Genomic DNA, 20,367 nt, shown 5'->3' on the forward strand with positions numbered 1-20,367 from the left:
GGTGGGGCGCCTCTCCGCTCAAGAGGAACCCCACCCGGCCGGGGGGTGCGCGCCGCCCCCGTCCCCACGGTGCGGCGCGAGCAGGTCACCGTCCAGTCATCCCATGGACGGCGGCCTGGTTCTCAGGGTGACCCGGCAAGCCCGAGTGCGGGCAGCACCGCGGCCTCCACGAATCTGACGAGGTAGTCGGGGTCGGCGTAACAGCCCTCCAGGACCGGACGGGCCCGCAGGACGCCGAAGATCTGGGCGGGGACGTACGGCAGCGCCGGATGGTCCGCCGGGATCTCCCCGCGCTCCACACCGCGGCGCAGGATGTCCTCCAGCGCGGCGATCTCGGGATGGACGAGCGCCTCGCGTACCGCCTGGGCGAGTTCGCTGTCCTGGATGACGGCGTGGCCGAGCGCCGAGACGAGTTTCGTGTCCTTCGCCGACCAGGCGCCCGCCGCCCGTGCGGCCTGGCGCAGGTCCTCCGCGAGCGAGCCCGTGTCGATGCCGGTGAAGTGCACCCGGCGGTTGGCGCGCAGCGCGGCCGCGACGAACTGGGGCTTGGTCCCCCACTGCCGGTAGAGCGTGGACTTGCTGCACCGGGTGCTGCTGGCGACGCCCTCCATGCTGACGGAGTCGTACCCGCATTCCCGGATCTGTTCGAGCACGGCGTCGAAGAACTCCCGCTCACGCTCCGGCGTGATCTTGGAGCGGCGCGAGGCGGCGACCGTGTCCGGTGCGTCCTCAGCCTGCGACGTCATGGCTCGTCTCCTCGCTCGGTCCACGGACCCGGGGTCCGCTCTCCAGTGTGTCTCGTTTCGCTATCGATACGCCAGTGTACCGGTACTCAGCCGTATCGGTACCCGCCCGTATCGGTACACTGGCGTATCGGAACGAACTCGTACCGATGAGTTCGGGCCGCCGACCGGGTCACAAACCCGGCCAGCACCACCACACGCACCACCGTCAGCGAAGGGGCCGGGGGATGAATGCCCGCACCGAGCCTGCAGAGAAGGGGACCAGCGCGATAGCGCGGCCCCCGCTCGTCCGTGAGCTCCTGCTCGTCGCAGGACTCTTCCTCGTCTACAAGTTCGGCCGCCAGCTGGCGACGGGCCACACCGGTGAGGCCCTGCACAACGCCCGCCACGTGTGGGACCTGGAACGGACCCTGCATCTCCCGAACGAGGGCTCGGTGCAGTCGGTGCTGCTGCACAGCGACACCCTCGTGCACATCGCGAACACCTTCTACGCGACCGTCCACTTCCCGGCCACCGTGGCCTTCCTGGTCTGGCTGTACCTGCGGCGCCCCGCGCACTACGTCTGGGCCCGCCGCGTCCTCGCGACGGTCACCTCCGCGGCCCTGGTACTGCCCTTCGTGTTCCCCCTCGCGCCCCCGCGCATGCTGGCCGCGACGGGCCTGGTCGACACCGCCAAGGTCTACGGCCCCTCGGTCTACGGCCCGCCGACCAGCGACCACCTCTCGAACCAGTTCGCGGCGATGCCCTCACTGCACTTCGGCTGGGCCCTGATGGTGGCGATCGGCCTGATCGTCGCGACCCGCTCCCGCTGGCGTTGGCTGTGGCTGCTGCACCCGCTGGTCACGCTGATGGTCATCATCGGCACGGCGAACCACTACTGGCTCGACGCGATCGTGGCCGCCGCCATGCTCGGTATCGCCCTCGCGCTGATCCATCCCCCGCACCGCACGGCGACGACCGCCGGACGCGGCCAGCCCCAACTCGCCGTGGAAGAGCCGGTCCTGGTCGGAGCCGGCCGATGAACGCCACGCTTGTCGCCGTCGTCCTGTCCCTGTTCTCGGCCGTCGCCTACGCGGCCGCGGCCGTGGCCCAGGAACGGCTGGCCTCCCGCAACTCCGACGCGGGCATGCTGCGCCTGCTCGCCACCGGTTCCTGGTGGTGGACGGTCGTCCTGAACGCGTCGGCCGCACTGCTCCACGTCGTGGCCCTCAAGTACGGCCCGCTGACCGTCGTACAGCCGCTGGGAGCCCTCACCCTCGTCGCCGCCGTCCCGATGGGCGCACGCGTGGCCGGGCGTCGGGTCACCACGGTCGAGTGGCGCGGCACCGCGCTCACCCTGCTCGGCCTGTCGGCCCTGCTGGTCACGGCGTCGGGCCCCCAGCCCGACCAAGTCCTCACCGTTCCCCAGGCGTTGGCGGTCGCGGGCGCGACCTCCGCCCTGATCGGCCTGCTGGCCCGACGCGGCGCGAAGCCCGGTCTACGGCACGCCTCGGCGTCCGGTGTCGCCTCGGGTGTGGCCTCCGCGCTCACGCAGACGGTGACGGTCGCGGCGACGGACCGTTCGGGTCCGCTGCTGAGCATGCAGGTGGTCGGAGTCGCCCTGCTGGTCGCGGTGTTCGCGGCGGGCGGGCTGCTGCTCTCGCAGACCGCCTACCGGGGCGGTCTCGGCGCCCCGCTCGCGGTGGTGACCCTGGCGAACCCGGTGGCCGCCGCCGCGATCGGCCTCGCGCTGCTGGGCGAACGCCTCCAGGGCGGTGCGGCCGGCATCCTCCTCGCCCTGGCGGGAGCCGGAGTCGCGTCCTGGGGTGTGGTGTCGCTGACCCGGGTGACACCCGCCGTACCGCTGCTGCACGAGTACGACGACCGCGATCATCCCGTGGCCGCCGTCCTGGCACTGGAGCCTCAATCGGCCTCCGCCGAACCGGCGTTGCTGCCCCGGCAGCCGGACCGGAAGTCCGCGCCGGGGCATCTCACCGCACTGTGACCGGGGTCAGCCGAGGCCGCGCGAGTCCTGCTTGAGCGCGGTGTCGACGGTCAGCGCCGTCGCCACCACCAGGCTCAACAGCGGCTCGGGCAGCTGATAGTGGATCTGCAGGACGTAGTTGTCCGCGGTGGTGAACATCGTCTTGGCGAGGCCTTCCCAGGTCTTGGTGATCCGGGCGACCTCGTTGTCCGCGTGGTCGACGATCGCGAAGTTCCAGGCCCGCCAGTTCTCCGCCTTGATCGCGCCGATCTGCCGGCCGTCCGCGTTCAGCGCGAAGTTGATCTTCCCGATCATGTTCTGCTGGACGATCTCGCCCACCGGTGAGCCGTCCGGACGGGACACGATCACCCTGGACTTCATGATCTTCGCCGGCCGGGTCAGCACCAACTGCGGCTGCCCGTAGGCGTCCCGGATCTCCAGCCGGTGGGTCATGTACTGGTCGAGGCTGGAGACGAAACGCAGCGCCTTCTTGAGCGTGCTCTGGCCGACCTCGTCGACCGAGCCGATCACATTGCCGTTCTGATCCATGACCTTGTACTCGTTGGTCAGCTCGATCAGCTTGGCCTTCTGGTTCACCACGAGGACCGGTTCGGTGAACAGGCTGCCGCCGCCGGGGCCGCCCCCGGCGACCCCGGCCTGCTGCTGCACCTGCTGCTTGACCTGGCGCTGGGCCCGCGGATCCGGCCCCGCCTGCTGCTGCGGCACGGCCTGCGGCTGCTGGGCGGCCTGGCCCTGCTGGTCCGCGTTGGTGTGCTCGGTCCACTTCGCGCCGTCCCAGTACCGGAGGGTCTGGGGCGCTCCGTGCGGATCCGGGTACCAGCCTGCAGGTGTGTTCGAATGCGTGGTCACCGGGGCACACTACCGCGAGTGCCCCGGAAAACAACCGGCTTCACAAAGCCCCTCAAGCGGTCGCGATCGCCGGGTCGCTGACCCCCGGCCGGCCGTTCTCGACATGTCCGGCGAATCGCCGCAGGAACGTCGCGTCGCCGTCGGAAGTGACCGTCAGGTCGTACCACCGCTTGCTCGCGCCCAGGTCGAAGGTGTGCCGTACGGTGGCGCCCGCCCGCACCTTGAAGGTCTGGGAACGCCCGCCGTAGCCGTTGGCGACCTTCAACTCCACTGTCCCGGAGCCCTTGTTGGTGAAGGTCAGCTCGACGTCGTCGCCGCAGTTCCGCGCGGTGACCTCGGGGCCCGCGGTCCTGCCGGGGCCCTTGAAGACGCGCAGGAAGCCGTTCGGGCCGTGCACGGTCAGGTCGTACGAGCCGTTCGAGTACGCCGAGTTCCAGGCGTCGGAGACGGACTTGCCGGCCTCGGTGGTGTAACTCCAGGGCCCGTCCGTGCGGTTGGCGGAGGTGACCAGGAAGTTGGCGCCGGCCTTCGCGCCGGAGGCGAAGGTGAGCGTGAACTTCCCGGCCTTCGTGTCGGCCGAACCGTCCACCGTGGCGGCGTACTTGAGCGGCCGGGAGGGACGCAGTCCGCGCTCCTGCTTCGGCAGCACCGGGTTGGCGGGCGGGGTCGGCACGTAGTCCGGGTGACGGTTCTTGTCCGGCGGCTGATAGCCGTCGGTGCCCGGCAGCGGGACCTTCTTGACGTCCTTGTGGGAGAAGTCGAAGGCGCCGGTCAGGTCACCGCAGATCGCGCGCCGCCACGGCGAGATGTTGGGCTCGTGGACACCGAAGCGGGTCTCCATGAACCGGATGACCGAGGTGTGGTCGAAGGTCTCCGAGCAGACGTAACCGCCCTTGCTCCAGGGCGAGACGACGATCATCGGCACGCGCTGGCCGAGGCCGTAGGGACCGGCCGGGTTGGTGGCGTTGCCCTTGAAGAGGTCGGGGCCGACATCGACGGTCGACTTGCCCTGCGCGGCCGAGCCCGGCGCGAACGGCGGGAGCAGGTGGTCGAAGAAGCCGTCGTTCTCGTCGTAGGTGATGAACAGGGCCGTCTTCGCCCAGACCTTCGGGTCGGAGGTCAGCGCGTCCAGGACCTGGGAGACGTACCAGGCGCCGTAGTTCGCGGGCCAGTTGGGGTGCTCGGTGAAGGCCTCGGGGGCGACGACCCAGGAGATCTTCGGCAGCTTGCCGCCCTTGACGTCGGCCTTCAGCCGGTCGAAGAAGCCCTCGCCCTTGGTGGCGTCGGTGCCGGTGCGGGCCTTGTCGTAGAGCGGGTCGCCGGGCTGGGCGTTCTGGAACTGCTTGAAGTACAGGAGCGAGTTGTCGCCGTAGTTGCCGCGGTACGCGTCCTGGATCCAGCCCCAGCCGCCGCTCGCGTCGAGGCCGTCACCGACGTCCTGGTAGATCTTCCAGGAGACCCCGGCCTTCTCCAGCCGCTCGGGGTACGTCGTCCAGCTGTAGCCGGCCTCGTCGTTGCCGAGGACCGGGCCGCCGCCGACGCCGTCGTTTCCGGTGTAACCCGTCCACATGTAGTAGCGGTTCGGGTCGGTGGAGCCGATGAACGAGCAGTGGTACGCGTCGCAGATGGTGAAGGAGTCGGCGAGCGCGTAGTGGAACGGGATGTCCTCGCGGGTCAGGTACGCCATCGTCGTGGAGCCCTTGGACGGCACCCACTTGTCGTACTTGCCGCCGTCGAACGCGGCGTGCCCGTCGTTCCAGCTGTGCGGGAGGTCCTGGATGAACTGCAGGCCCAGGTCGTTCGCCTCGGGGCGGAACGGGAGGATGTCCTTCGTGCCGTCCGACTGGTACCAGACCGGTTTCCCGTCCTGCCGGGTCACGACCGGATGCGGGTCGCCGAAGCCCCGGACGCCCCTGAGCGAGCCGAAGTAGTGGTCGAAGGACCGGTTCTCCTGCATCAGGACGACGATGTGCTCGACGTCCTCGATGCTCCCCGAGCGGTGGTTCGCCGGGAGCGCGGCGGCACGCTCGATGCTGTTCGACAGTGCCGTGAAGGCCGTGGTGGCCCCCGCGAGTTGGAGAAAACGACGCCGATTGACTTCGGACATGGGTGAGGCACCTCTCATCCTGACGCGCGGCCGGCCGGAACATGGCGAAATGCGCGCGGTGCGAGTGTTCCAAGAGCAACAAACGTCAGGGAAGGGTCTGGTGGCGCCTGTGTGAAACTCGCCCGTACGTGCGGGGGCGGCTCCGCGCCGCCGGCCGCGTCACGTCGTGGCGAGGGCCTCGGTGGGGGTGAGGCGGGAGGCGCGGATCGAGGGGTGGACGCCGGCGGCCATGCCGATGAGGACGGCACCGGCGAAGCCGCCCGCGACGGCGGGGAGCGGGATCACCGGGGGCCAGTCCTGGTAGGTGGCGTAGGCGACGGTGGCGAGGATGCCGAGGATCGTGCCCGCGAGGCCGCCGAGGCAGGACAGGGCGATGGACTCGGTGAGGAACTGGCCGCGGATCTGGCCCTTGTTGGCGCCCAGGGCCCGGCGCAGGCCGATCTCGCGGCGGCGTTCGAGAACGGAGATGACCATGGTGTTGGCGACGCCGATCCCTCCCACCAGCAGAGCTACTCCGGCGAGGCCCAGGAAGAGGGCGGAGAAGGTGGTCTGCGTGGCGCGTTTGGCGGCCAACGCGTCCGAGGGGCGGCTGACTTGGACCATCCCGGGGAGTTCCGGGTAGATGGTGGGGGCGAGGACGTTGCGGACGGCGTCGATGCCGTCCTCGCGGGCCTTGACGTAGATCACCGTGGGGTGGCCGGCGAAGTTCAGCTGGGCGCGGGCCGCGTCCCAGCCGACCAGCACCGAGCGGTCGATGTCGGGCGAGAGAGGGGTCTGCGCGAGGACGCCGATGACGGTGAACCAGCGCTGGTTGATGTAGATCTGCGGGGCGGGCCGACCGGGGACGACTTTGGCGATGCCCATGCGGGTGGCGGCGACCGAGCCCAGGACGGCCGTGGGGAACTTCTCGGTGCTCGCGGTGAGGAAACTCCCGGACTGCACCTGGGCGTTGATGGCGTGGAGCAGGTTGGTCCTGCTGGCCAGGACGGTGAGACCCGCGTAGTCGTCGGCGTCGACGTGGTCGTTGCGGAGCACCTCGGCGTGGGTGTTGGCGACCGCGCTGGCCACCGTGACCGGGCCGATGCGACGAACCATGTCCACGGACTGGGGCGGGAGCAGGACGGGGTCGCTCTGGTTGGGGACGGGGACGGCCTGGAGCATGTTGGTGCCCAGCGCGGAGAGCTGGTTCATCAGCGCCTTCTGGCTGGACGCCGGGATACCGGTGACGACGATCATCGTGGCGATACCGATGGAGATGCCCAGCGCGGACAGGGCGGCGCGCACCTTGCGGGTGTGGATGCCGAGCAGGCCCACCCGCAGGATGTCGAGGGGCGCCAGGCGGACCGGTTCGGTGTCCGCGAGGGAGTGAGCAACGGGCCGATGAGGTGCGGTTGTTGCGGTCATGGCCGGTGATCCCCGTCGGTGTCGGTGAGCGGGTCGATGTGGATCGCGAGGGTGTCCTCGGCGGCGAGGTCCGCGGTACTGATGGCGAGGGTGTCCTCGTCGAAGCCGCCGCGGACGTCGGCGACGAGACGGCCGTCGAGGATCTCCACTCTGCGCGGCAGGCGCCCGGCGATGTCCCGGTCGTGGGTGATGATCGCGATGGTGGTGCCCTCGCTGTTCAAGTTGGTCAACAGGTCCAGTACGGCACGGCCGTTGGCGGTGTCCAGGGCACCGGTGGGCTCGTCCGCGAGGACCAGGGCGGGGCGGTTGACCAACGCGCGGGCGATGGCGACGCGTTGGCGTTCGCCGCCGGAGAGCTGGTTGGGGAGGTGTCCGGCGCGACGGGCGAGGCCGACCCGGGCGAGTGCCTCGCGGGCCAGCGGCTGGCGTCGGCGGCGCGGAACTCCGGCGTAGAGCAGGCCGGTTGCGACGTTCTCGGCGGCGCTCAGCCCATCGGTGAGGTGGAACTGCTGGAAGACGAAGCCGAGGAGGCGGCCGCGCAGGGCGGACAGGCGGCGGTCGGAGAGGGCGGCGACGTCGTGGCCGCCGATCTCCACGGTGCCGCTGGTCGGGCGGTCAAGGGTGCCCATGATGTTCAGCAGTGTCGACTTCCCCGAGCCCGACGGGCCGACGATGGCGAGGAGTTCGCCCTCCTCGATGGCGAGCGAGACACCGTCCAGGGCCGTCACCCCGCCCGGATACGCCATGCCCGCGTTGGTCACGGCCAGGACCGGTCGGCTCTTCACGAGGTGGTCACCACCTTCAGCCCGGCGGTGAGTCCGTCGCCGGTGACCTCCACCAGGCCCTTGGCGAACATGCCGGTCCTCACCGCGATCAGCCGGCCGCCCGGGAGTTGGACCGCGTACCCGCCCTCGCTCAGCGCCAGCAACGCGCCCACCGGTACGGCGAGGACGCCCTTGCGGCTCTCGGAGGTGAAGGCGACCTGGACGGGGGCGGAGGTGAGTCTCGCGACGGCGCCGGTGTCGGGAACCCGGACGGTGACGGTGAGTTGGGCCGGGCCGCCTCCGCCGCTGGTGTCGCCGTCGGAGTTGTCGGCGGCGGTGGCGCCGACCGCCTCGATGGTGCCGGTGACGGTGGAGTTGTCGGGGAGGGTCACCGTGACACGGTTGCCCCGGGCCATGGTGCCGACGCCGGTCGCGTCCACGGGTACGGACACCTTCTTGGTGGTCGAACTGACCGTCATCAGGCTGCCGTTGGCGTCGTCGCCGGGCTGTGCCTGCACGGCGCCGACGCGGACCTCGCCGGACTGGACGACGACGTCGCCGATGCCGAGCACTCCGGTGGCGGGCATTCCGACGTACGTCTGCCAGCGCTTGACCGCCGCGACGAGATCGGCGGTGAGGACTCCGTCGCCCTCCTTCACCTTGACCGGGGTCGCGGTCGCAGTGGGCGTGGGGGTCGGGTTCGCGGCGGGGGCTGCCGTGTCAACGCCCGTCTTGCCGGAGCCCGTTGTGCCGGACACGCCGTCCTCAGCCGTGCCTTTGGCGCCGGACCCGCCGGCCGGGGCCGGGTGTTGAGTGACCCAGGTGCCCGGCGCCGGTTGCGACCCGATGTCGTAGCCGAGCCTCTTGAGGTTGTCGGCGACCACGCGCACGTCGGGACCGGTCATTCCCCTCGCGTTCAGCGTGCGGTACAGGGGTGTGGCGCCGTAGAACACCGGCACCGGCACGTTGTCCACCTTGTACAACGCGTGGCCGCGGGTCACCCTCGCCCCCGGCGCGGGCAGCCAGGTCACCAGTCCCGCCTTCGCGCCCTTGACCGGAGCCGCCTTGCTGTAGCCCAAAGTCCCGCTCAGGGTCTGGGCGTTGGACAGGTCGGTCCTGGTCACCGTGGCGGTGGCGACCCGCGCCGAATCAGCGGCCGTCGTGCTGGGTTTCGCGTTCCCGTCCTGCCACACGGCGACGCCGAGCGCCACGGCTGTGACGCCGGCCAGGGCCACCGCACCGATCTTCAGCCGCCGTTTCCCACGCCGTGAACGGGTGCCGTCGAGGTCGTCGCCGTTGACGCCGGGCGGCTCCGGCACACGGTTCTCCCCGGATCGCACGGCCCGCGTCACCGGTACGCCTTCAGCGTGCAGCGCCTGTCGAGTGCGTCCCGCTCGGACCGGCTCAGGGTCGGGGTGCCGTCGTAGTTCCAGCCGGAACCGTCCGACAGCCCCTTGACCTTCAGGCCTCCGGCGTTGAGGCACCGCACGTACTCGCGGAAGTCGTCCAGGTAGTGCGGGTTCTTCGCCGGGTCCAACTCCGGTGGCTGGAGCGGCTTCTTCGAGAGGCAGGCCTTGTAGGCGGTGGCGTCCCCGTCCGGGCTGCCCCCGGGGAACCACTGGCTCGAACCCGGCTTGCGCCCGCCGGGGACACCGTGGTCGCGCAGGCAGTCGAGATAGATGCCGGCCAGCCGTTGTTGCTCCGCCGGTGAGGTGTCCAGCCGCAACTGGGGACGGCCCGCCTCCGCAGCGGCGCTCGCGGGCGCCGTCCCGGCGTTCGCGCTCGGGCTGTCGATGGAGGCGACGCCCTTGTCCTTGGACGCGGCGTCCCCGTCGCCGCCCGAGCCACCACCGCAGGCGACCAGGAGGGAGAGCGCCGCTGCCGTGCCGAGGCCGGTGACGGCGGCGGCCCGGGTTCGATGAGTGAGGATCGACATGGCGGCACCGTGGCCGGAGGATATGAAGATCCTGTCAGACCGCCGTCAGACTTCTGTCTGGCGTCATAGCGGCGACCTTAGGGTGAGCCGCGTGAACGCATATGTCCTGGTGGCCGAGGACGACGTCAAACAGGCCGAGGTGATCCGCCGCTATCTGGAGCGCGAGGGCCACTCCTCCCTGGTCGTCCACGACGGGCGCGCGGCCATCGACGAGGTCCGGCGCCGGCAGCCGGATCTGCTCGTCCTCGACGTGATGATGCCCCTGGTCGACGGGTTGGACGTGTGCCGCGTGCTGCGCCGGGAGTCCGATGTGCCGGTGCTGATGCTGACCGCGCGCAGCACGGAGGAGGATCTCCTGCTCGGGCTCGACCTCGGCGCCGACGACTACATGACCAAGCCGTACAGCCCACGGGAGTTGATGGCCCGCATCCGTACCCTGCTGCGGCGGACGCGGGGCGCCACCGCGACGCCGGACGATCCCGTGCTGCGGATCGGCGCGCTCGCCGTCGACCCGGTCCGCCGTACCGTCGCCCTCGACGGACGCCAAGTGGTGTGCACGCCCGGGGAGTTCGAGATCCTCGCGGCGATGGCCGCCGAACCGGAGCGGGTCTTCACCCGCCGTCAACTCCTCGCCCTGACACGGGGGTTCGACCGCTACATCACCGAGCGCACGATCGACGTCCACGTCCTCAACCTGCGCAAGAAGATAGAGGCCGTCCCGCGCCGACCGGCCTATCTGCAAACGGTGTACGGCGTCGGTTACAAGCTCATGGACGGAAGTCGTGCGCGCTGAACCGGAGTCGGGGACCGCGGGAGACAGCGACACGAAGCCCAGAACCCGGGTCCGGGCCAAAGTCCCCCTGCACAGAAGCCTGTTGGTCCGCCTGCTCGCCACCTCCGTGATGATCGCCGTGTGCTCGGTCGCCGCGACCGCCTGGCTGGCCGCCCGCACCACCAGCAGCGCCATCCAGCAGGAACAGGGCCAACTCCTGTCCTCCGACACCGAGATCTACGACACCCTCGTCGGCTACGCCGCCGCCCACCCGAACTGGAACGGCGTCGCCCCCACCCTCCGCCGCCTCGCCGAGCGGACCGGCCGCCGTATCACCCTGACCACCCAGAGCCGCCGTACGATCGCCACCTCGTCGACCACCACCGCTGCCGCCCTCCCCACCCGGGCATCCGCGGTCGTCGACCCCCTGCACACCGACCCGGCGCTGCTGCCGGACGCAGGGGCGAACCGCATCGACCCTCGTGCCGTCGGCCCCTACCGGCTGACCGCCGCCGAGCGCGAGAGTCTGTCCGGCCGGGCGCACAAACTCCTCGCCTGTCTCGGCGGCCCGGGCGGTGGCGCCGCACTCGTCACCGGGCCCAGCGGCCGCCCTTCCATCAAGATCACCAACAGTGCCCTGGGCGGAGCCTCCGGTGACCGCGGCTGTGGCCTGGCCGGACTCGCCCTTCCCGTCGCGAGCGAGCGCGAGCCGCTCGCCCGGCTCACCGACATGGTCGACGACTGTCTGCGACGCCGGCACCTGGAGCCCGTGAAGTTCGGCGTCGACTTCGTCGTCGTCTACGGCGGCCCGCCCGCCCAGGCCTGTCTGGACACCGCCCGCCGCGACCAGTTGACGCCCTACGCCGCACCGGCCGCCCTCCTCTTCGTCGCCACCCTGGCCGGCTCGACCGCCGCTCCCGCGTTCCACTTCACCTCCGCCAACACCACCCGTATCGCCGGTGTCGCCGGGCTGGTGCTGCTGGTGACCGTGGCCGTCACCGTCGTAGTGGGCACCCGGCTGGTCCGGCCGCTGCGCGCCCTGGCCGACGCGGCCCGTCGCCCCGTGGAAGAACATCAGCGCGTGCCGGTCACCACCAACGACGAGATCGGCTTTCTCGCCGCCGCCTTCAACGACCTCACCCAGCGCCGCGAACGCATGGAGGGTCAGCGCAGGGCGATGGTCAGCGATGTCGCCCACGAACTGCGCACCCCGCTCAGCACCATCCGCGGCTGGCTCGAAGCCGTGCAGGACGGCATCGCCACCTCCGACCAGGCGCTCGTGGACTCCCTCCTCGAAGAGGCGCTGCTGCTCCAGCACATCGTCGACGACCTCCAGGACCTCGCGGAGGCCGACGCCGGGCAGCTGCGCATCCACCCCGAACCCCTCCTCGTACGCGATCTCCTCGACCACGTCGCGACCGCCCACCTCGGCCGCGCCGAGACCGCGGGTGTCACCCTCACCACCCGGACCGACGGCGATCCCGAACTGTCCGGCGATCCCGTGCGGCTGCGGCAGGTCGTCGGCAACCTGGTGTCCAACGCGATCCGGCACACCCCGCGCGGCGGCACCGTCACCCTGCGCGCCCACCGGACCGCCGGCCACGTGACGATCGAGGTCGCCGACACCGGCACCGGCATCCCCGCCGAGGATCTGCCCCGGGTCTTCGACCGCTTCTGGCGCGCCGAGAAGTCCCGCAGCCGGCGCACCGGCGGCAGCGGTCTGGGCCTCGCCATCGTGCGCCGGCTGACCGAGACGCACGGCGGGACGGTGACGGTGACCAGTACGGTCGGCGCCGGCACGGTCTTCACCGTCCGCCTGCCCGCGTGACCTACTCGCCGGCAGGCGGCAGCCGCATCCCCGCGAGGTCCGCCGGCACCGGGGTGTCCGGGCGGAAGAACGGTTCCGAGGGTCCGTCCTGGGCGTTGGCGGGGGCGTCCGTGAGCCGGAACCGGTCGCGCAGGCGGCCGTAGAAATCCGTCGGGCGCAGGCGGACGAGGCGGACGCGCTGGGGGGCTCGGAAGACGCCGATCCAGTCGCCTGGGTCCAGGACGCCGCGGAGCTGGCCGTCGACGGTGACGATGGCCTGGCCGGAGTGGGGCAGGACGCGCAGGCCGACGGGTTCGTCGGGAGCGGCGATCACGCTGCGGTTGAACGTCATGTGCGGGGCGATCGGCGTGAAGACGACGGCGTCCATGTGCGGCGAGAGGACGGGTCCGCCGGCGGCGAAGCTGTAGGCCGTGGAGCCGGTCGGGGTGGCGACGGCGAGCGCGTCGGCGGAGTAGGTCGCCAGCAGTCGTCCGGCGAGGTAGACGCCGACGCCGACCTGCCGGTCGCGGGCGAGTTTCTCCAGGACGACGTCGTTGAGCGCGGTGACGTCCAGCGCGCATCCCCAGCCGCCGCCCTCCGTGGTCTCCGGGCGGACCTGCGGCGGCGGCAGGGCGGGACCGCGGCCGTAGCGCAGCAGGGCTTCCATCTCCTCGGGGATGTCCAGCGGGCGGGAGGCACGCATGGTCAGCGTCATGCGCTCTTCCACGATGGCCCGCCCCTCGTGCACGGCGTCGAGGGCCTCGCCGATGTCGGAGGCCGGGACCTCGGTGAGGAAGCCGACCTTGCCGAGGTCGACGCCGAGGACCTCGGCCCCGCTCTTGACGGCGATGCGGGCGCCGCGCAGGAAGGTGCCGTCGCCGCCGAGGGTGACGACGAGGTCGGGGTTGCCCGCTGCCTCGGCCTCCTCGCGTCCGGCACGGCGGTGGTGGTCCTTGCCCCACACGTCGATCTCCGTGCAGCGGACGTCGTGCGCCTCGCTCCAGGCGTGCACGGCGGCCGCCGCGTCCCGGGCGGTCTCGCGTCCCTGGTGGACGACGAGACCGATACGGCGTACGGGCATGGGGTCCTCCGTGGAGTGCGGTCGGGGTGTCAGGCGCGCGGTGCGGAGCGGTCGTCGGGCGGGACCAGGCTGAGCACGATCTTTCCCCGCGTGTGCCGCCGCTGCACCTGCCGGTAGGCCTCCTGGACCTGTTCGAGCGGGTAGACCTTGCTGATCGGGACGGTGAGTTGTCCCTTGGAGACCAGTTCGGCCAGTTCGGCGACCAGTTGAGGGGTGAAGACGTCCTCCTGGGCCCTGCTGCGGACGCCGTGGCGGGCCACGGCCCGGCCGTCGGCGAGGGTGTTGATGCGGTGCGGGGGCACGCCCAGCTCGATGGCGATGTCGACGTTGCCCTGGCCGAAGGTGTCGACGAACGCGTCGATCCCGTCGGGTGCCGCGGCCTTCAGCCGGTCGGCGAGGCCGGGGCCGTGCTCGACGGGGACGACACCGAGCGAACGCAGGAAGTCGGCGTTGTGCGGTCCGGCGGTACCGATGACGCTCGCGCCCCGCAGCCGCGCGAGCTGCACGGCGAGGGAGCCGACCCCGCCGGCCGCGCCGGACACCACGACGGTGTCCCCGGCTTCCAGGTCTACGGCGTCGACGGCGGCCCATGCGGTCACCCCGACCGCGGACAGCGGCGCCGCCGCCTCCCAGCTGACGTCGGCGGGTTTGGGGGCGAGGACGTCGGCGGGCGAGACGACGTAGTCGGCCTGCGCCCTTCGGGGCAGATAGCCGATGACCTCGTCGCCCACGGTGAACTCACTTACGCCGCCGCCGAGTTCGGCTACCCAGCCGGCGAAGTCGTTGCCCTGCCCTTCGGGGAACACGGCCGGCCACATGTCCGCGAAGACGCCCTGCCGGATGCCGGCCTCGCCGGGATTGACCCCGGCGACGACGACCCGGACGAGGACTTCCCCGGGGCCCGGCTTCGGTCGCGGCACCTCGACGACCTCCAGCACCTCCGGGCCGCCGTAGCGCGAGAATTTGACTGCTCGGGGCATGGTCGAGTCTCCAGTGTTCCAGGTGATCCGCCGGCTTACAGAAGGTACTGCCACTTGGTCATGCGGTCCTTGAGATCGACGGTCGGGCCGTCGAGCGTGAAGGTGCCGTCGCCGCGGTGGTGGAACAGGCGCGGGGCGGGCTGCGTTGGATCGGTCCAAGCCCGGACCGGCTCCAGGACGAACAGGCTGTAGGGGGCGACGAGGCTGGTGTCGGCGACCCTGCACTCGATGTTGGCGAAGCACTCGGCGACGAGCGGTGCCTGGACCTTCTCGCCGTCCACGGCGGTCAGGTCGAACTCCTCGAACTTGTCGACGTCCACGCCCGAACAGTTGCCGATGTCGACGACGGTCGCCGCCATCTCCGCCGTCGGGACGGAGACGACGCACTCGCCGGTCTCGACGAGCGCCTCGTAGCTGTGGTCCCAGGGGCCGATGGTGCACGCGATCAGCGGCGGGGCGTGGCGGACCATCATGTTGAACCCGTTGGTCATCACGTTCGGGACGCCCCGGTGGCGGGTGGTGACGAGGATGACGGGACCCGGTTCGATCAGGTGGTGCACCTGGTCCAGGGGGTGGGGCCGAAGGTCCTGCACGGTGATCATGTCCGCTCCTGACGCCGTACGGAGCGCGTCCCGGCGGCGGGGCCGGCGCGCTGTCTGCCGCTTCGAGTCTCGGCAGACGGCGCACCGGTAAGAAGGCCGCGGTTTTCCTGGGTGCGGGAGGACCAGCCTCGGAGTATGGGCCGGGGCTTACGTGTTCGCGTTCGCGCCGGCCTTCTTCGGCTCGGTGGCCAGCGCCCTCAGCGTCTCGAAGGCCTGCACGGTCGGGCTCGCCGGTTCGGCCTGGTAGACGACGAGTTGCTGATGCGGGGCGCCGTTGACGGTGAACGCGGCGAACGCGATGTGCAGGTCGCCGACGTCCGGATGCTTGAGGTGCTTGCCCTCCTGGGACTTGCTCTTGACGTCGTGCAGCCGCCAGAGCCCCGCGAACTCCTCGCTCTCCGCGGAGAGTTCCTCGACGACCTCGGCGATACGGGCCGATTCGGGATCGTGCCCGTAGGCGGCCCGGAGTTCGGCGACACAGGAGTGCGCGGCCCGCTCCCATTCCTGGTAGAACTCGCGCCCCGCCGGATCCACGAACACGTTCCGCGCGAGGTTGTCGAACGCGTCGAACCCGCTGTGCAGGGCCGTGGCAAGGGAGTTGCCCGCGAGGATGTCGAGCGCCGGACTGAGCACGAACGCCGGGGTGTGCTCCCAGCCGTCCATCAACTGCAGCAGCTGCGGGCTGACATCAGCCTGGCCCCAGTCGTGCGGCCGCTGCGAGGGCGTCAGACAAAGGCGGTTGAGATGATCGGCCGACTCCGCGTCCAGCTTCAACGCCTGCGCCACGGCTTCCAGGACCTGCGGCGAGGGACTGTTCTCGCGTCCCTGCTCCAGCCGGATGTAGTAGTCGGAGCTGACTCCGGCGAGCATCGCGACTTCCTCCCTGCGCAGCCCCGGCACCCGGCGTCGCCCGTACTCGGGCAGACCGACGTCCTGGGGCTTGAGGGCCTCGCGGCGGGCCCGGAGGAAATCACCCAAAGGGGTCCCGTTGCTCATGCGGCAAGACTAGATGTTTTTCGATCGTTGAGAAGAGCCGCTCGTGCACAAATGCACCAGGTTCCACACTCTTCACACAGAGTGATACGCGACCCCGGGAGGCGTGATCCTGGGTGCAACGCACCCACCGTCGGCAGAACTTCTCCGGGCGTTTTCCGCCTAGCCTCGACGGTATGTACAACGACGACGTGCGCCCCGACCCGGTTGAAGGGCTGGGTCAGTTCCTCCGCTCCCGCCGGGAGCGCGTCAGCCCCGCCGACGTGGGGCTGACCAGCTCCGGCCGGCGACGGGTGCCCGGGCTGCGCCGCGACGAGGTCGCCACGCTCGCCGGGGTCAGCCCGAGCTACTACAGCAGACTCGAGCAGGGCCGTGAACTCAGCCCGTCGGTACGGGTGTTGGAGGCCATGGCGCGGGTGCTGCGGCTGGCGGAGGAGGACCGGCTCGAGTTGTTCCGGCTGGCGCAGCCAACAGGCCGTCGTACGAAATCGCCGTCCCGCGTGGAGCGGGTGCGCCCGCATCTGCGGCAGCTGATCGAGAGCTGGACCAGGACCCCGGCCTTCATCACCGGCAACGCACAGGACCTGCTGGCGACCAACGCCCTGGCCGACGCCCTCTACCGCGACTTCACCCAGCACGACAACGTGCTGCGCATGCTGTTCCTGGACCCCGCCGCGAAGACGTTCTACCGGAGCCCGGAGCAGGCGAAGAACCGCGCGGTCGCCGACCTCCAGCAGTCCGCCGCGAGCACGCCCGAGGATCCCCGCATCCTGCAACTCGTCGGCGAACTGTCCGTCCGCAGCCCGGAGTTCCGCTCAATGTGGGCCCGCGAATACACCCGCGTCCCGCCCTACGAGGTCAAGCGGATGCGCCACTCCGTGGTGGGGGACCTGGAGTTGCGGCACGAGGCCCTCGACATCCGCAGCGCGCCCGGGCAGCAGCTGATCATTCTGCAGGCCGAGCCGGACTCGCCCTCGGCGGACGGCCTGGCCCTGCTGGGTTCGCTCAGCGCGCCCGAGGCGCAGGACGCGCATTAGCATCCCGAGGTTGCGAATTACCGGGAATTCCGCTCCACCGCCCCCAGTATTCGGTCCAGGAAATCACCGAAAAGGCGCACCTCGTCCGGGGTGAGCGGGTCGAAGAAAAGCCGCCGCACGTTCTCCACATGCGTGGGTGCGGCGGCCTCGATCATTTCCCGGCCCTTTTCCGTGAGCCGCACCATCGAGCCCCGGGCGTCGTCCACGCAGGCCTCGCGCGTGACGAGTCCGCGCTTCTCCATGCGGCTGATCTGATGGGACAGCCGGCTGCGCTCCCAGTCGACCTCGGCGCCGAGGTCCCGCGCGCGCAGCACGCCGTCGGCGGACTCGGACAGGGGCGCCAGGAGCGCGTAGTCGGCGGCCGAGAGTCCGGAATCCCGCTGTAGCTGCTGGTCCTGGGCCCGCTGCAGCTCGCGGCGCACTCTCCGGTACTTCGCCCAGACGTCGGCCTGGTCGGGGGTGAGCCATCGCGGTTCGGACATGGCCTCACGGTACCAGGTTGTTGACATGTCACCGACTTCGCCGGTCAACGCCCGTTCCTGGGTGTAGGACTCCCAGGAAAACCGCTGCCTTCATAGCTCCGTCGCGGCGGGACAGACTCGTACTCGTCAACAAGAAATCCCCCCACAAGGGGAAGCGACGAAAGAGGTTTTCCCCATGGCTACGTGGTTTGTCACCGGCGCCTCCCGCGGAATCGGCGCGGAAATCGCCCGGGCCGCACTGGCAGGCGGTAACAATGTCGTGGTCGCCGTACGGAATCCGGAGCGGGTGCCCGACGACCTGAAGAAGTCCGACCACGTGTTCGCCGTCGCCCTGGACGTCACGGACAACGACAGCATCCCGCAGGCGGTCGAGGCCGCGGTGGAGCGGTTCGGCGGTATCGACGTCCTGGTGAACAACGCCGGCCGCGGTCTGCTCGGCGCGCTGGAGGAGATCACCGACGCGGAGGCGCGGTCACTGTTCGACCTCAACGTCTTCGGCCTGATCAACGTCACCCGCGCCGTGCTGCCCGTGATGCGCGAGCAGGGCTCCGGCAAGCTCGTGCACATCGGTTCCCGGTCGGGCTTCGAGGGCGAGCCCGGGGTCAGCCTGTACTCCGCGTCGAAGTTCGCGGTCGCCGGCATCAGCGAGGCGCTCTCCGCCGAGATGGCACCGTTCGGGATCCAGTCGATGGTGGTCGAACCGGGCGTCTTCCGCACCGACTTCCTCGACTCCAGCTCCCTCTCGGTGGCCGCCAACCGCATCGCCGACTACGACGACACCCCGGCGCACGTGACGCTGGACTGGATCGACCGGGCCAACCACGCGCAGCTCGGCGACCCCGTCCTGGGCGCGGCGCTCATCGTCGAGGCCACCGGCACCGAGAAGCTGCCGACCCACCTCTACCTCGGCCGCGACACGCTGGAGCGGCTGGAGGTCAAGTACCAGCAGGTGCAGGACGACCTGGCCCCGTGGCGCGAGAAGTCCGCGGCCACCGGGCACGACGACGCCGCCTGACGCACAACGGGCGCCCGGGTCCAAGGAGTTCGGGCACCCGGGCCCGACGAGTTCAGGCACCCGTGCCGGCCACCGCCCGGCACACTCCCCACACCCGGCATACCTGACACACCATCAAACATCTTCCCCATCAGAGCGATCGAGGTTCTGTGATGTCTGCTTCCGCCCTGCTCACCGGTACCCCCCTCTCCGGCCGTGTCGCCGTTGTCTCCGGCGCCTCAAGCGGAATGGGTGCCGTCACCGCCGAACGGCTCGCCGAACTCGGCGCCACCGTCGTCGTGTTGGCGCGCCGCAAGGAGCGGCTGGAAGGCGTGGTCAAGAACATCGAGGCCGCCGGCGGCACCGCGTTCGCCCTGGCCGTCGACGTCACGGACCGCGCCGCCGTCCAGGCGGCGGCCGACCAGGTCGCCGAGCGCTTCGGCAAGGCCGACCTGGTGTTCAACAACGCCGGTGTCCAACTCATCTCCGGCATCGAGGAGTTGAAGGTCGACGACTGGCAGCGCCAGATCGACCTCAACATCAGCGGGCTGATGAACGTGATCGCCGCGTTCCTCCCCCACCTGACGGAGTCCGCCGCCGCGGGCAGGCCGGCCGACCTGATCAACACCTCGTCGATCGCGGCCACCCGCATCCTGACGAAGTTCTCGATCTACTCCGGCACCAAGGCGTACATCAGCCACCTCACCCGACTGCTGCGGGTGGAGCTCGGCCCGAAGATGGTCCGCGTGGCCACCATCGAGCCCGGCATGGTCGACACCGAGCTCCCCGACCACGTCACCGACCCCGACGCGTCCAAGCTGATGGCCGACCTCATCCACGACATCGACGTCCTCCAGAGCGCCGACGTCGCCGAGACCGTCGCCTTCATGGCCGCCGTACCGCGCCACGTCAACCTCACCGAGATCACCATCCTGCCCACCGCGCAGGCCGTCTGAGATCCCCCCCCATTCCCTCAGGGCGGGGGAGGAACAGCCGGGCGCTGCTCCTCCCCCGCCCTGGCGGCATTGGTTGACACGACAACATCAGTGGTGTTTTGTTGACACGTCAACGAGGACACGGAACCCCAGGCAGACCGGAGGCCGGCATGAACATCACGGTGATCGGACGAGGACACGTCGGCGGCGGCCTGGCCCGCCTGTGGGAGAAGGCCGGGCACGAGGTCAGGACGCTGGGCCGCGACGGAGGTGACGCCTCGGACACCGATGTGGTGGTCGTGGCCGTCCCCGGCAACCGGATCGCCGAGGCGCTGAGCGGTGTGACCGGTCTGAAAGGCCAGGTCACCATCGACGCGACCAACCTCTACTCCGAGCGCGACACCACCTTCCCCTCGCTCGCGCACCAGGTGAAGTCGATCGTCGGCGGCCCGACCGCGAAGTCCTTCAACACGGTCTTCGCCTCGGCGTACGACCAGATCGGCACCCAGCGAGTCACCCCGAGCAACCTCTTCGCCGCCGAAGCGGCCGCAAAGGACATCACCGCGCGGCTCATCACGGACGCCGGCTTCGACCCGCTCTACGTCGGCGACCTCGACCCGGGCGCGCGGCTCCTGGAGGACAGCTCGGGCCTGACCCGCGCGCTGGCCGGGCAGATCGGCGGCCCGTTCTTCTACCGGTACGGGCGGCCCGGGGAGCTGTAAGTACAAGACGGGCAGGGGCAGTTCACGGAACCGAGCGCCCCGATCCGCCCACCCGGTTCCTTCAGGGGTCACTCTGGCCCCGATGCCGCTCCGTAGAAACCCTGCCGTCGCGGCAAGGTCAAGCACCCCACGGAGACTCCCCCGGCCACTCCGCCAGGGCCCTCCGGCACGGCTC

At 70.5% G+C, this 20,367-nt stretch carries 20 protein-coding genes; 8 read left to right on the forward strand and 12 right to left on the reverse strand.

Annotated elements, in window-relative coordinates:
• Positions 1 to 122 precede the first annotated feature (122 nt).
• On the reverse strand, positions 123 to 746 hold the full coding sequence (locus OG504_RS10180; RefSeq protein WP_033281696.1) for a TetR/AcrR family transcriptional regulator: 624 nt from the start codon (positions 744 to 746) through the stop codon (positions 123 to 125).
• Positions 747 to 970: 224 nt separating this feature from the next.
• Between OG504_RS10180 and OG504_RS10185 the strand changes: the two genes are divergently transcribed.
• Both OG504_RS10185 and OG504_RS10190 read left to right on the forward strand, forming a co-directional pair.
• A complete protein-coding gene (locus OG504_RS10185; protein WP_405989490.1) occupies positions 971 to 1,765 on the forward strand; it encodes a phosphatase PAP2 family protein in 795 nt (264 codons plus the stop codon).
• The gene (locus OG504_RS10190; RefSeq protein WP_405989491.1) at positions 1,762 to 2,727 is read left to right on the forward strand and encodes a hypothetical protein; all 966 of its coding nucleotides are present in this window, start codon (positions 1,762 to 1,764) and stop codon (positions 2,725 to 2,727) included. Before OG504_RS10185 ends, OG504_RS10190 begins: the two co-directional genes overlap by 4 nt.
• 6 nt (positions 2,728 to 2,733) lie before the next feature.
• On the opposite strand, the gene OG504_RS10195 is transcribed toward OG504_RS10190, so the two are convergent.
• The 6 genes from OG504_RS10195 to OG504_RS10220 all read right to left on the reverse strand — a co-directional run bounded on the left by OG504_RS10195 (position 2,734) and on the right by OG504_RS10220 (position 9,787).
• Entirely contained in the window at positions 2,734 to 3,576 is an 843-nt protein-coding gene (locus OG504_RS10195; protein WP_327399909.1) for a phospholipid scramblase-related protein, read from the reverse strand.
• 52 nt (positions 3,577 to 3,628) lie between these two features.
• Positions 3,629 to 5,683: a phosphocholine-specific phospholipase C gene (locus OG504_RS10200; protein WP_405989492.1), complete on the reverse strand. Its 2,055-nt coding sequence runs from the start codon at positions 5,681 to 5,683 to the stop codon at positions 3,629 to 3,631.
• A gap of 159 nt (positions 5,684 to 5,842) precedes the next feature.
• The gene (locus OG504_RS10205; protein ID WP_405989493.1) at positions 5,843 to 7,087 is read right to left on the reverse strand and encodes an ABC transporter permease; all 1,245 of its coding nucleotides are present in this window, start codon (positions 7,085 to 7,087) and stop codon (positions 5,843 to 5,845) included.
• The gene (locus OG504_RS10210) at positions 7,084 to 7,833 is read right to left on the reverse strand and encodes an ABC transporter ATP-binding protein (protein WP_405996292.1); all 750 of its coding nucleotides are present in this window, start codon (positions 7,831 to 7,833) and stop codon (positions 7,084 to 7,086) included. Before OG504_RS10210 ends, OG504_RS10205 begins: the two co-directional genes overlap by 4 nt.
• A gap of 35 nt (positions 7,834 to 7,868) precedes the next feature.
• Positions 7,869 to 9,170, reverse strand: a complete 1,302-nt coding sequence (locus OG504_RS10215; RefSeq protein WP_405989494.1) for a hypothetical protein — start codon at positions 9,168 to 9,170, stop codon at positions 7,869 to 7,871.
• Positions 9,171 to 9,199: 29 nt separating this feature from the next.
• Positions 9,200 to 9,787, reverse strand: a complete 588-nt coding sequence (locus OG504_RS10220) for a hypothetical protein (protein WP_405989495.1) — start codon at positions 9,785 to 9,787, stop codon at positions 9,200 to 9,202.
• 91 nt (positions 9,788 to 9,878) lie between these two features.
• Here OG504_RS10220 and OG504_RS10225 point away from each other — a divergent pair, with 91 nt between their 5' ends.
• Together OG504_RS10225 and OG504_RS10230 are read left to right on the forward strand one after the other, a co-directional pair.
• On the forward strand, positions 9,879 to 10,580 hold the full coding sequence (locus tag OG504_RS10225) for a response regulator transcription factor (RefSeq protein WP_405989496.1): 702 nt from the start codon (positions 9,879 to 9,881) through the stop codon (positions 10,578 to 10,580).
• Positions 10,570 to 12,387: a sensor histidine kinase gene (locus OG504_RS10230; protein ID WP_405989497.1), complete on the forward strand. Its 1,818-nt coding sequence runs from the start codon at positions 10,570 to 10,572 to the stop codon at positions 12,385 to 12,387. Before OG504_RS10225 ends, OG504_RS10230 begins: the two co-directional genes overlap by 11 nt.
• Position 12,388: 1 nt before the next feature.
• Here OG504_RS10230 and OG504_RS10235 read toward each other — a convergent pair whose 3' ends face one another.
• The 4 genes from OG504_RS10235 to OG504_RS10250 all read right to left on the reverse strand — a co-directional run bounded on the left by OG504_RS10235 (position 12,389) and on the right by OG504_RS10250 (position 16,025).
• Positions 12,389 to 13,447, reverse strand: coding sequence for an NAD(+)/NADH kinase (locus OG504_RS10235; RefSeq protein WP_405989498.1), 1,059 nt, complete (start codon positions 13,445 to 13,447; stop codon positions 12,389 to 12,391).
• Positions 13,448 to 13,476: 29 nt separating this feature from the next.
• Positions 13,477 to 14,427, reverse strand: coding sequence for an NADP-dependent oxidoreductase (locus tag OG504_RS10240; protein WP_405989499.1), 951 nt, complete (start codon positions 14,425 to 14,427; stop codon positions 13,477 to 13,479).
• A gap of 35 nt (positions 14,428 to 14,462) precedes the next feature.
• On the reverse strand, positions 14,463 to 15,029 hold the full coding sequence (locus OG504_RS10245; protein ID WP_405989500.1) for a flavin reductase family protein: 567 nt from the start codon (positions 15,027 to 15,029) through the stop codon (positions 14,463 to 14,465).
• 147 nt (positions 15,030 to 15,176) lie between these two features.
• Positions 15,177 to 16,025 carry a helix-turn-helix transcriptional regulator gene (locus tag OG504_RS10250; protein ID WP_405989501.1) on the reverse strand — a complete coding sequence of 283 codons (849 nt, stop codon included), beginning with the start codon at positions 16,023 to 16,025 and terminating at the stop codon, positions 15,177 to 15,179.
• Between the two features lie 173 nt (positions 16,026 to 16,198).
• On the opposite strand from OG504_RS10250, the gene OG504_RS10255 reads away from it, so the two are divergent.
• On the forward strand, positions 16,199 to 17,059 hold the full coding sequence (locus OG504_RS10255; protein WP_405989502.1) for a helix-turn-helix transcriptional regulator: 861 nt from the start codon (positions 16,199 to 16,201) through the stop codon (positions 17,057 to 17,059).
• A 17-nt stretch (positions 17,060 to 17,076) separates the two neighbouring features.
• On the opposite strand, the gene OG504_RS10260 is transcribed toward OG504_RS10255, so the two are convergent.
• The gene (locus OG504_RS10260) at positions 17,077 to 17,541 is read right to left on the reverse strand and encodes a MarR family winged helix-turn-helix transcriptional regulator (protein WP_405989503.1); all 465 of its coding nucleotides are present in this window, start codon (positions 17,539 to 17,541) and stop codon (positions 17,077 to 17,079) included.
• A 175-nt stretch (positions 17,542 to 17,716) separates the two neighbouring features.
• Between OG504_RS10260 and OG504_RS10265 the strand changes: the two genes are divergently transcribed.
• The 3 genes from OG504_RS10265 (at position 17,717) to OG504_RS10275 (ending at position 20,192) form a co-directional block, all read left to right on the forward strand.
• Positions 17,717 to 18,556: an SDR family NAD(P)-dependent oxidoreductase gene (locus tag OG504_RS10265; protein WP_405989504.1), complete on the forward strand. Its 840-nt coding sequence runs from the start codon at positions 17,717 to 17,719 to the stop codon at positions 18,554 to 18,556.
• A 152-nt stretch (positions 18,557 to 18,708) separates the two neighbouring features.
• The gene (locus OG504_RS10270; RefSeq protein ID WP_405989505.1) at positions 18,709 to 19,491 is read left to right on the forward strand and encodes an SDR family oxidoreductase; all 783 of its coding nucleotides are present in this window, start codon (positions 18,709 to 18,711) and stop codon (positions 19,489 to 19,491) included.
• 149 nt (positions 19,492 to 19,640) lie between these two features.
• Positions 19,641 to 20,192: an NADPH-dependent F420 reductase gene (locus OG504_RS10275; protein ID WP_405989506.1), complete on the forward strand. Its 552-nt coding sequence runs from the start codon at positions 19,641 to 19,643 to the stop codon at positions 20,190 to 20,192.
• The last annotated feature ends 175 nt before the right edge of the window (positions 20,193 to 20,367 follow it).

It is taken from the genome of Streptomyces sp. NBC_00986 (assembly GCF_045162565.1).
Taxonomy (GTDB): domain Bacteria; phylum Actinomycetota; class Actinomycetes; order Streptomycetales; family Streptomycetaceae; genus Streptomyces.

What these genes read in the sequence shown, in the direction of transcription:
- OG504_RS10180 (WP_033281696.1), bottom strand. Translation starts at nt 746, where the DNA reads ATGACGTCGCAGGCTGAGGACGCACCGGACACGGTCGCCGCCTCGCGC.
- OG504_RS10185 (WP_405989490.1), top strand. Translation starts at nt 971, where the DNA reads ATGAATGCCCGCACCGAGCCTGCAGAGAAGGGGACCAGCGCGATAGCG.
- OG504_RS10190 (WP_405989491.1), top strand. Translation starts at nt 1,762, where the DNA reads ATGAACGCCACGCTTGTCGCCGTCGTCCTGTCCCTGTTCTCGGCCGTC.
- OG504_RS10200 (WP_405989492.1), bottom strand. Translation starts at nt 5,683, where the DNA reads ATGTCCGAAGTCAATCGGCGTCGTTTTCTCCAACTCGCGGGGGCCACC.
- OG504_RS10205 (WP_405989493.1), bottom strand. Translation starts at nt 7,087, where the DNA reads ATGACCGCAACAACCGCACCTCATCGGCCCGTTGCTCACTCCCTCGCG.
- OG504_RS10210 (WP_405996292.1), bottom strand. Translation starts at nt 7,833, where the DNA reads ATGGCGTATCCGGGCGGGGTGACGGCCCTGGACGGTGTCTCGCTCGCC.
- OG504_RS10220 (WP_405989495.1), bottom strand. Translation starts at nt 9,787, where the DNA reads ATGTCGATCCTCACTCATCGAACCCGGGCCGCCGCCGTCACCGGCCTC.
- OG504_RS10235 (WP_405989498.1), bottom strand. Translation starts at nt 13,447, where the DNA reads ATGCCCGTACGCCGTATCGGTCTCGTCGTCCACCAGGGACGCGAGACC.
- OG504_RS10240 (WP_405989499.1), bottom strand. Translation starts at nt 14,427, where the DNA reads ATGCCCCGAGCAGTCAAATTCTCGCGCTACGGCGGCCCGGAGGTGCTG.
- OG504_RS10245 (WP_405989500.1), bottom strand. Translation starts at nt 15,029, where the DNA reads ATGATCACCGTGCAGGACCTTCGGCCCCACCCCCTGGACCAGGTGCAC.
- OG504_RS10250 (WP_405989501.1), bottom strand. Translation starts at nt 16,025, where the DNA reads ATGAGCAACGGGACCCCTTTGGGTGATTTCCTCCGGGCCCGCCGCGAG.
- OG504_RS10255 (WP_405989502.1), top strand. Translation starts at nt 16,199, where the DNA reads ATGTACAACGACGACGTGCGCCCCGACCCGGTTGAAGGGCTGGGTCAG.
- OG504_RS10260 (WP_405989503.1), bottom strand. Translation starts at nt 17,541, where the DNA reads ATGTCCGAACCGCGATGGCTCACCCCCGACCAGGCCGACGTCTGGGCG.
- OG504_RS10265 (WP_405989504.1), top strand. Translation starts at nt 17,717, where the DNA reads ATGGCTACGTGGTTTGTCACCGGCGCCTCCCGCGGAATCGGCGCGGAA.
- OG504_RS10270 (WP_405989505.1), top strand. Translation starts at nt 18,709, where the DNA reads ATGTCTGCTTCCGCCCTGCTCACCGGTACCCCCCTCTCCGGCCGTGTC.
- OG504_RS10275 (WP_405989506.1), top strand. Translation starts at nt 19,641, where the DNA reads ATGAACATCACGGTGATCGGACGAGGACACGTCGGCGGCGGCCTGGCC.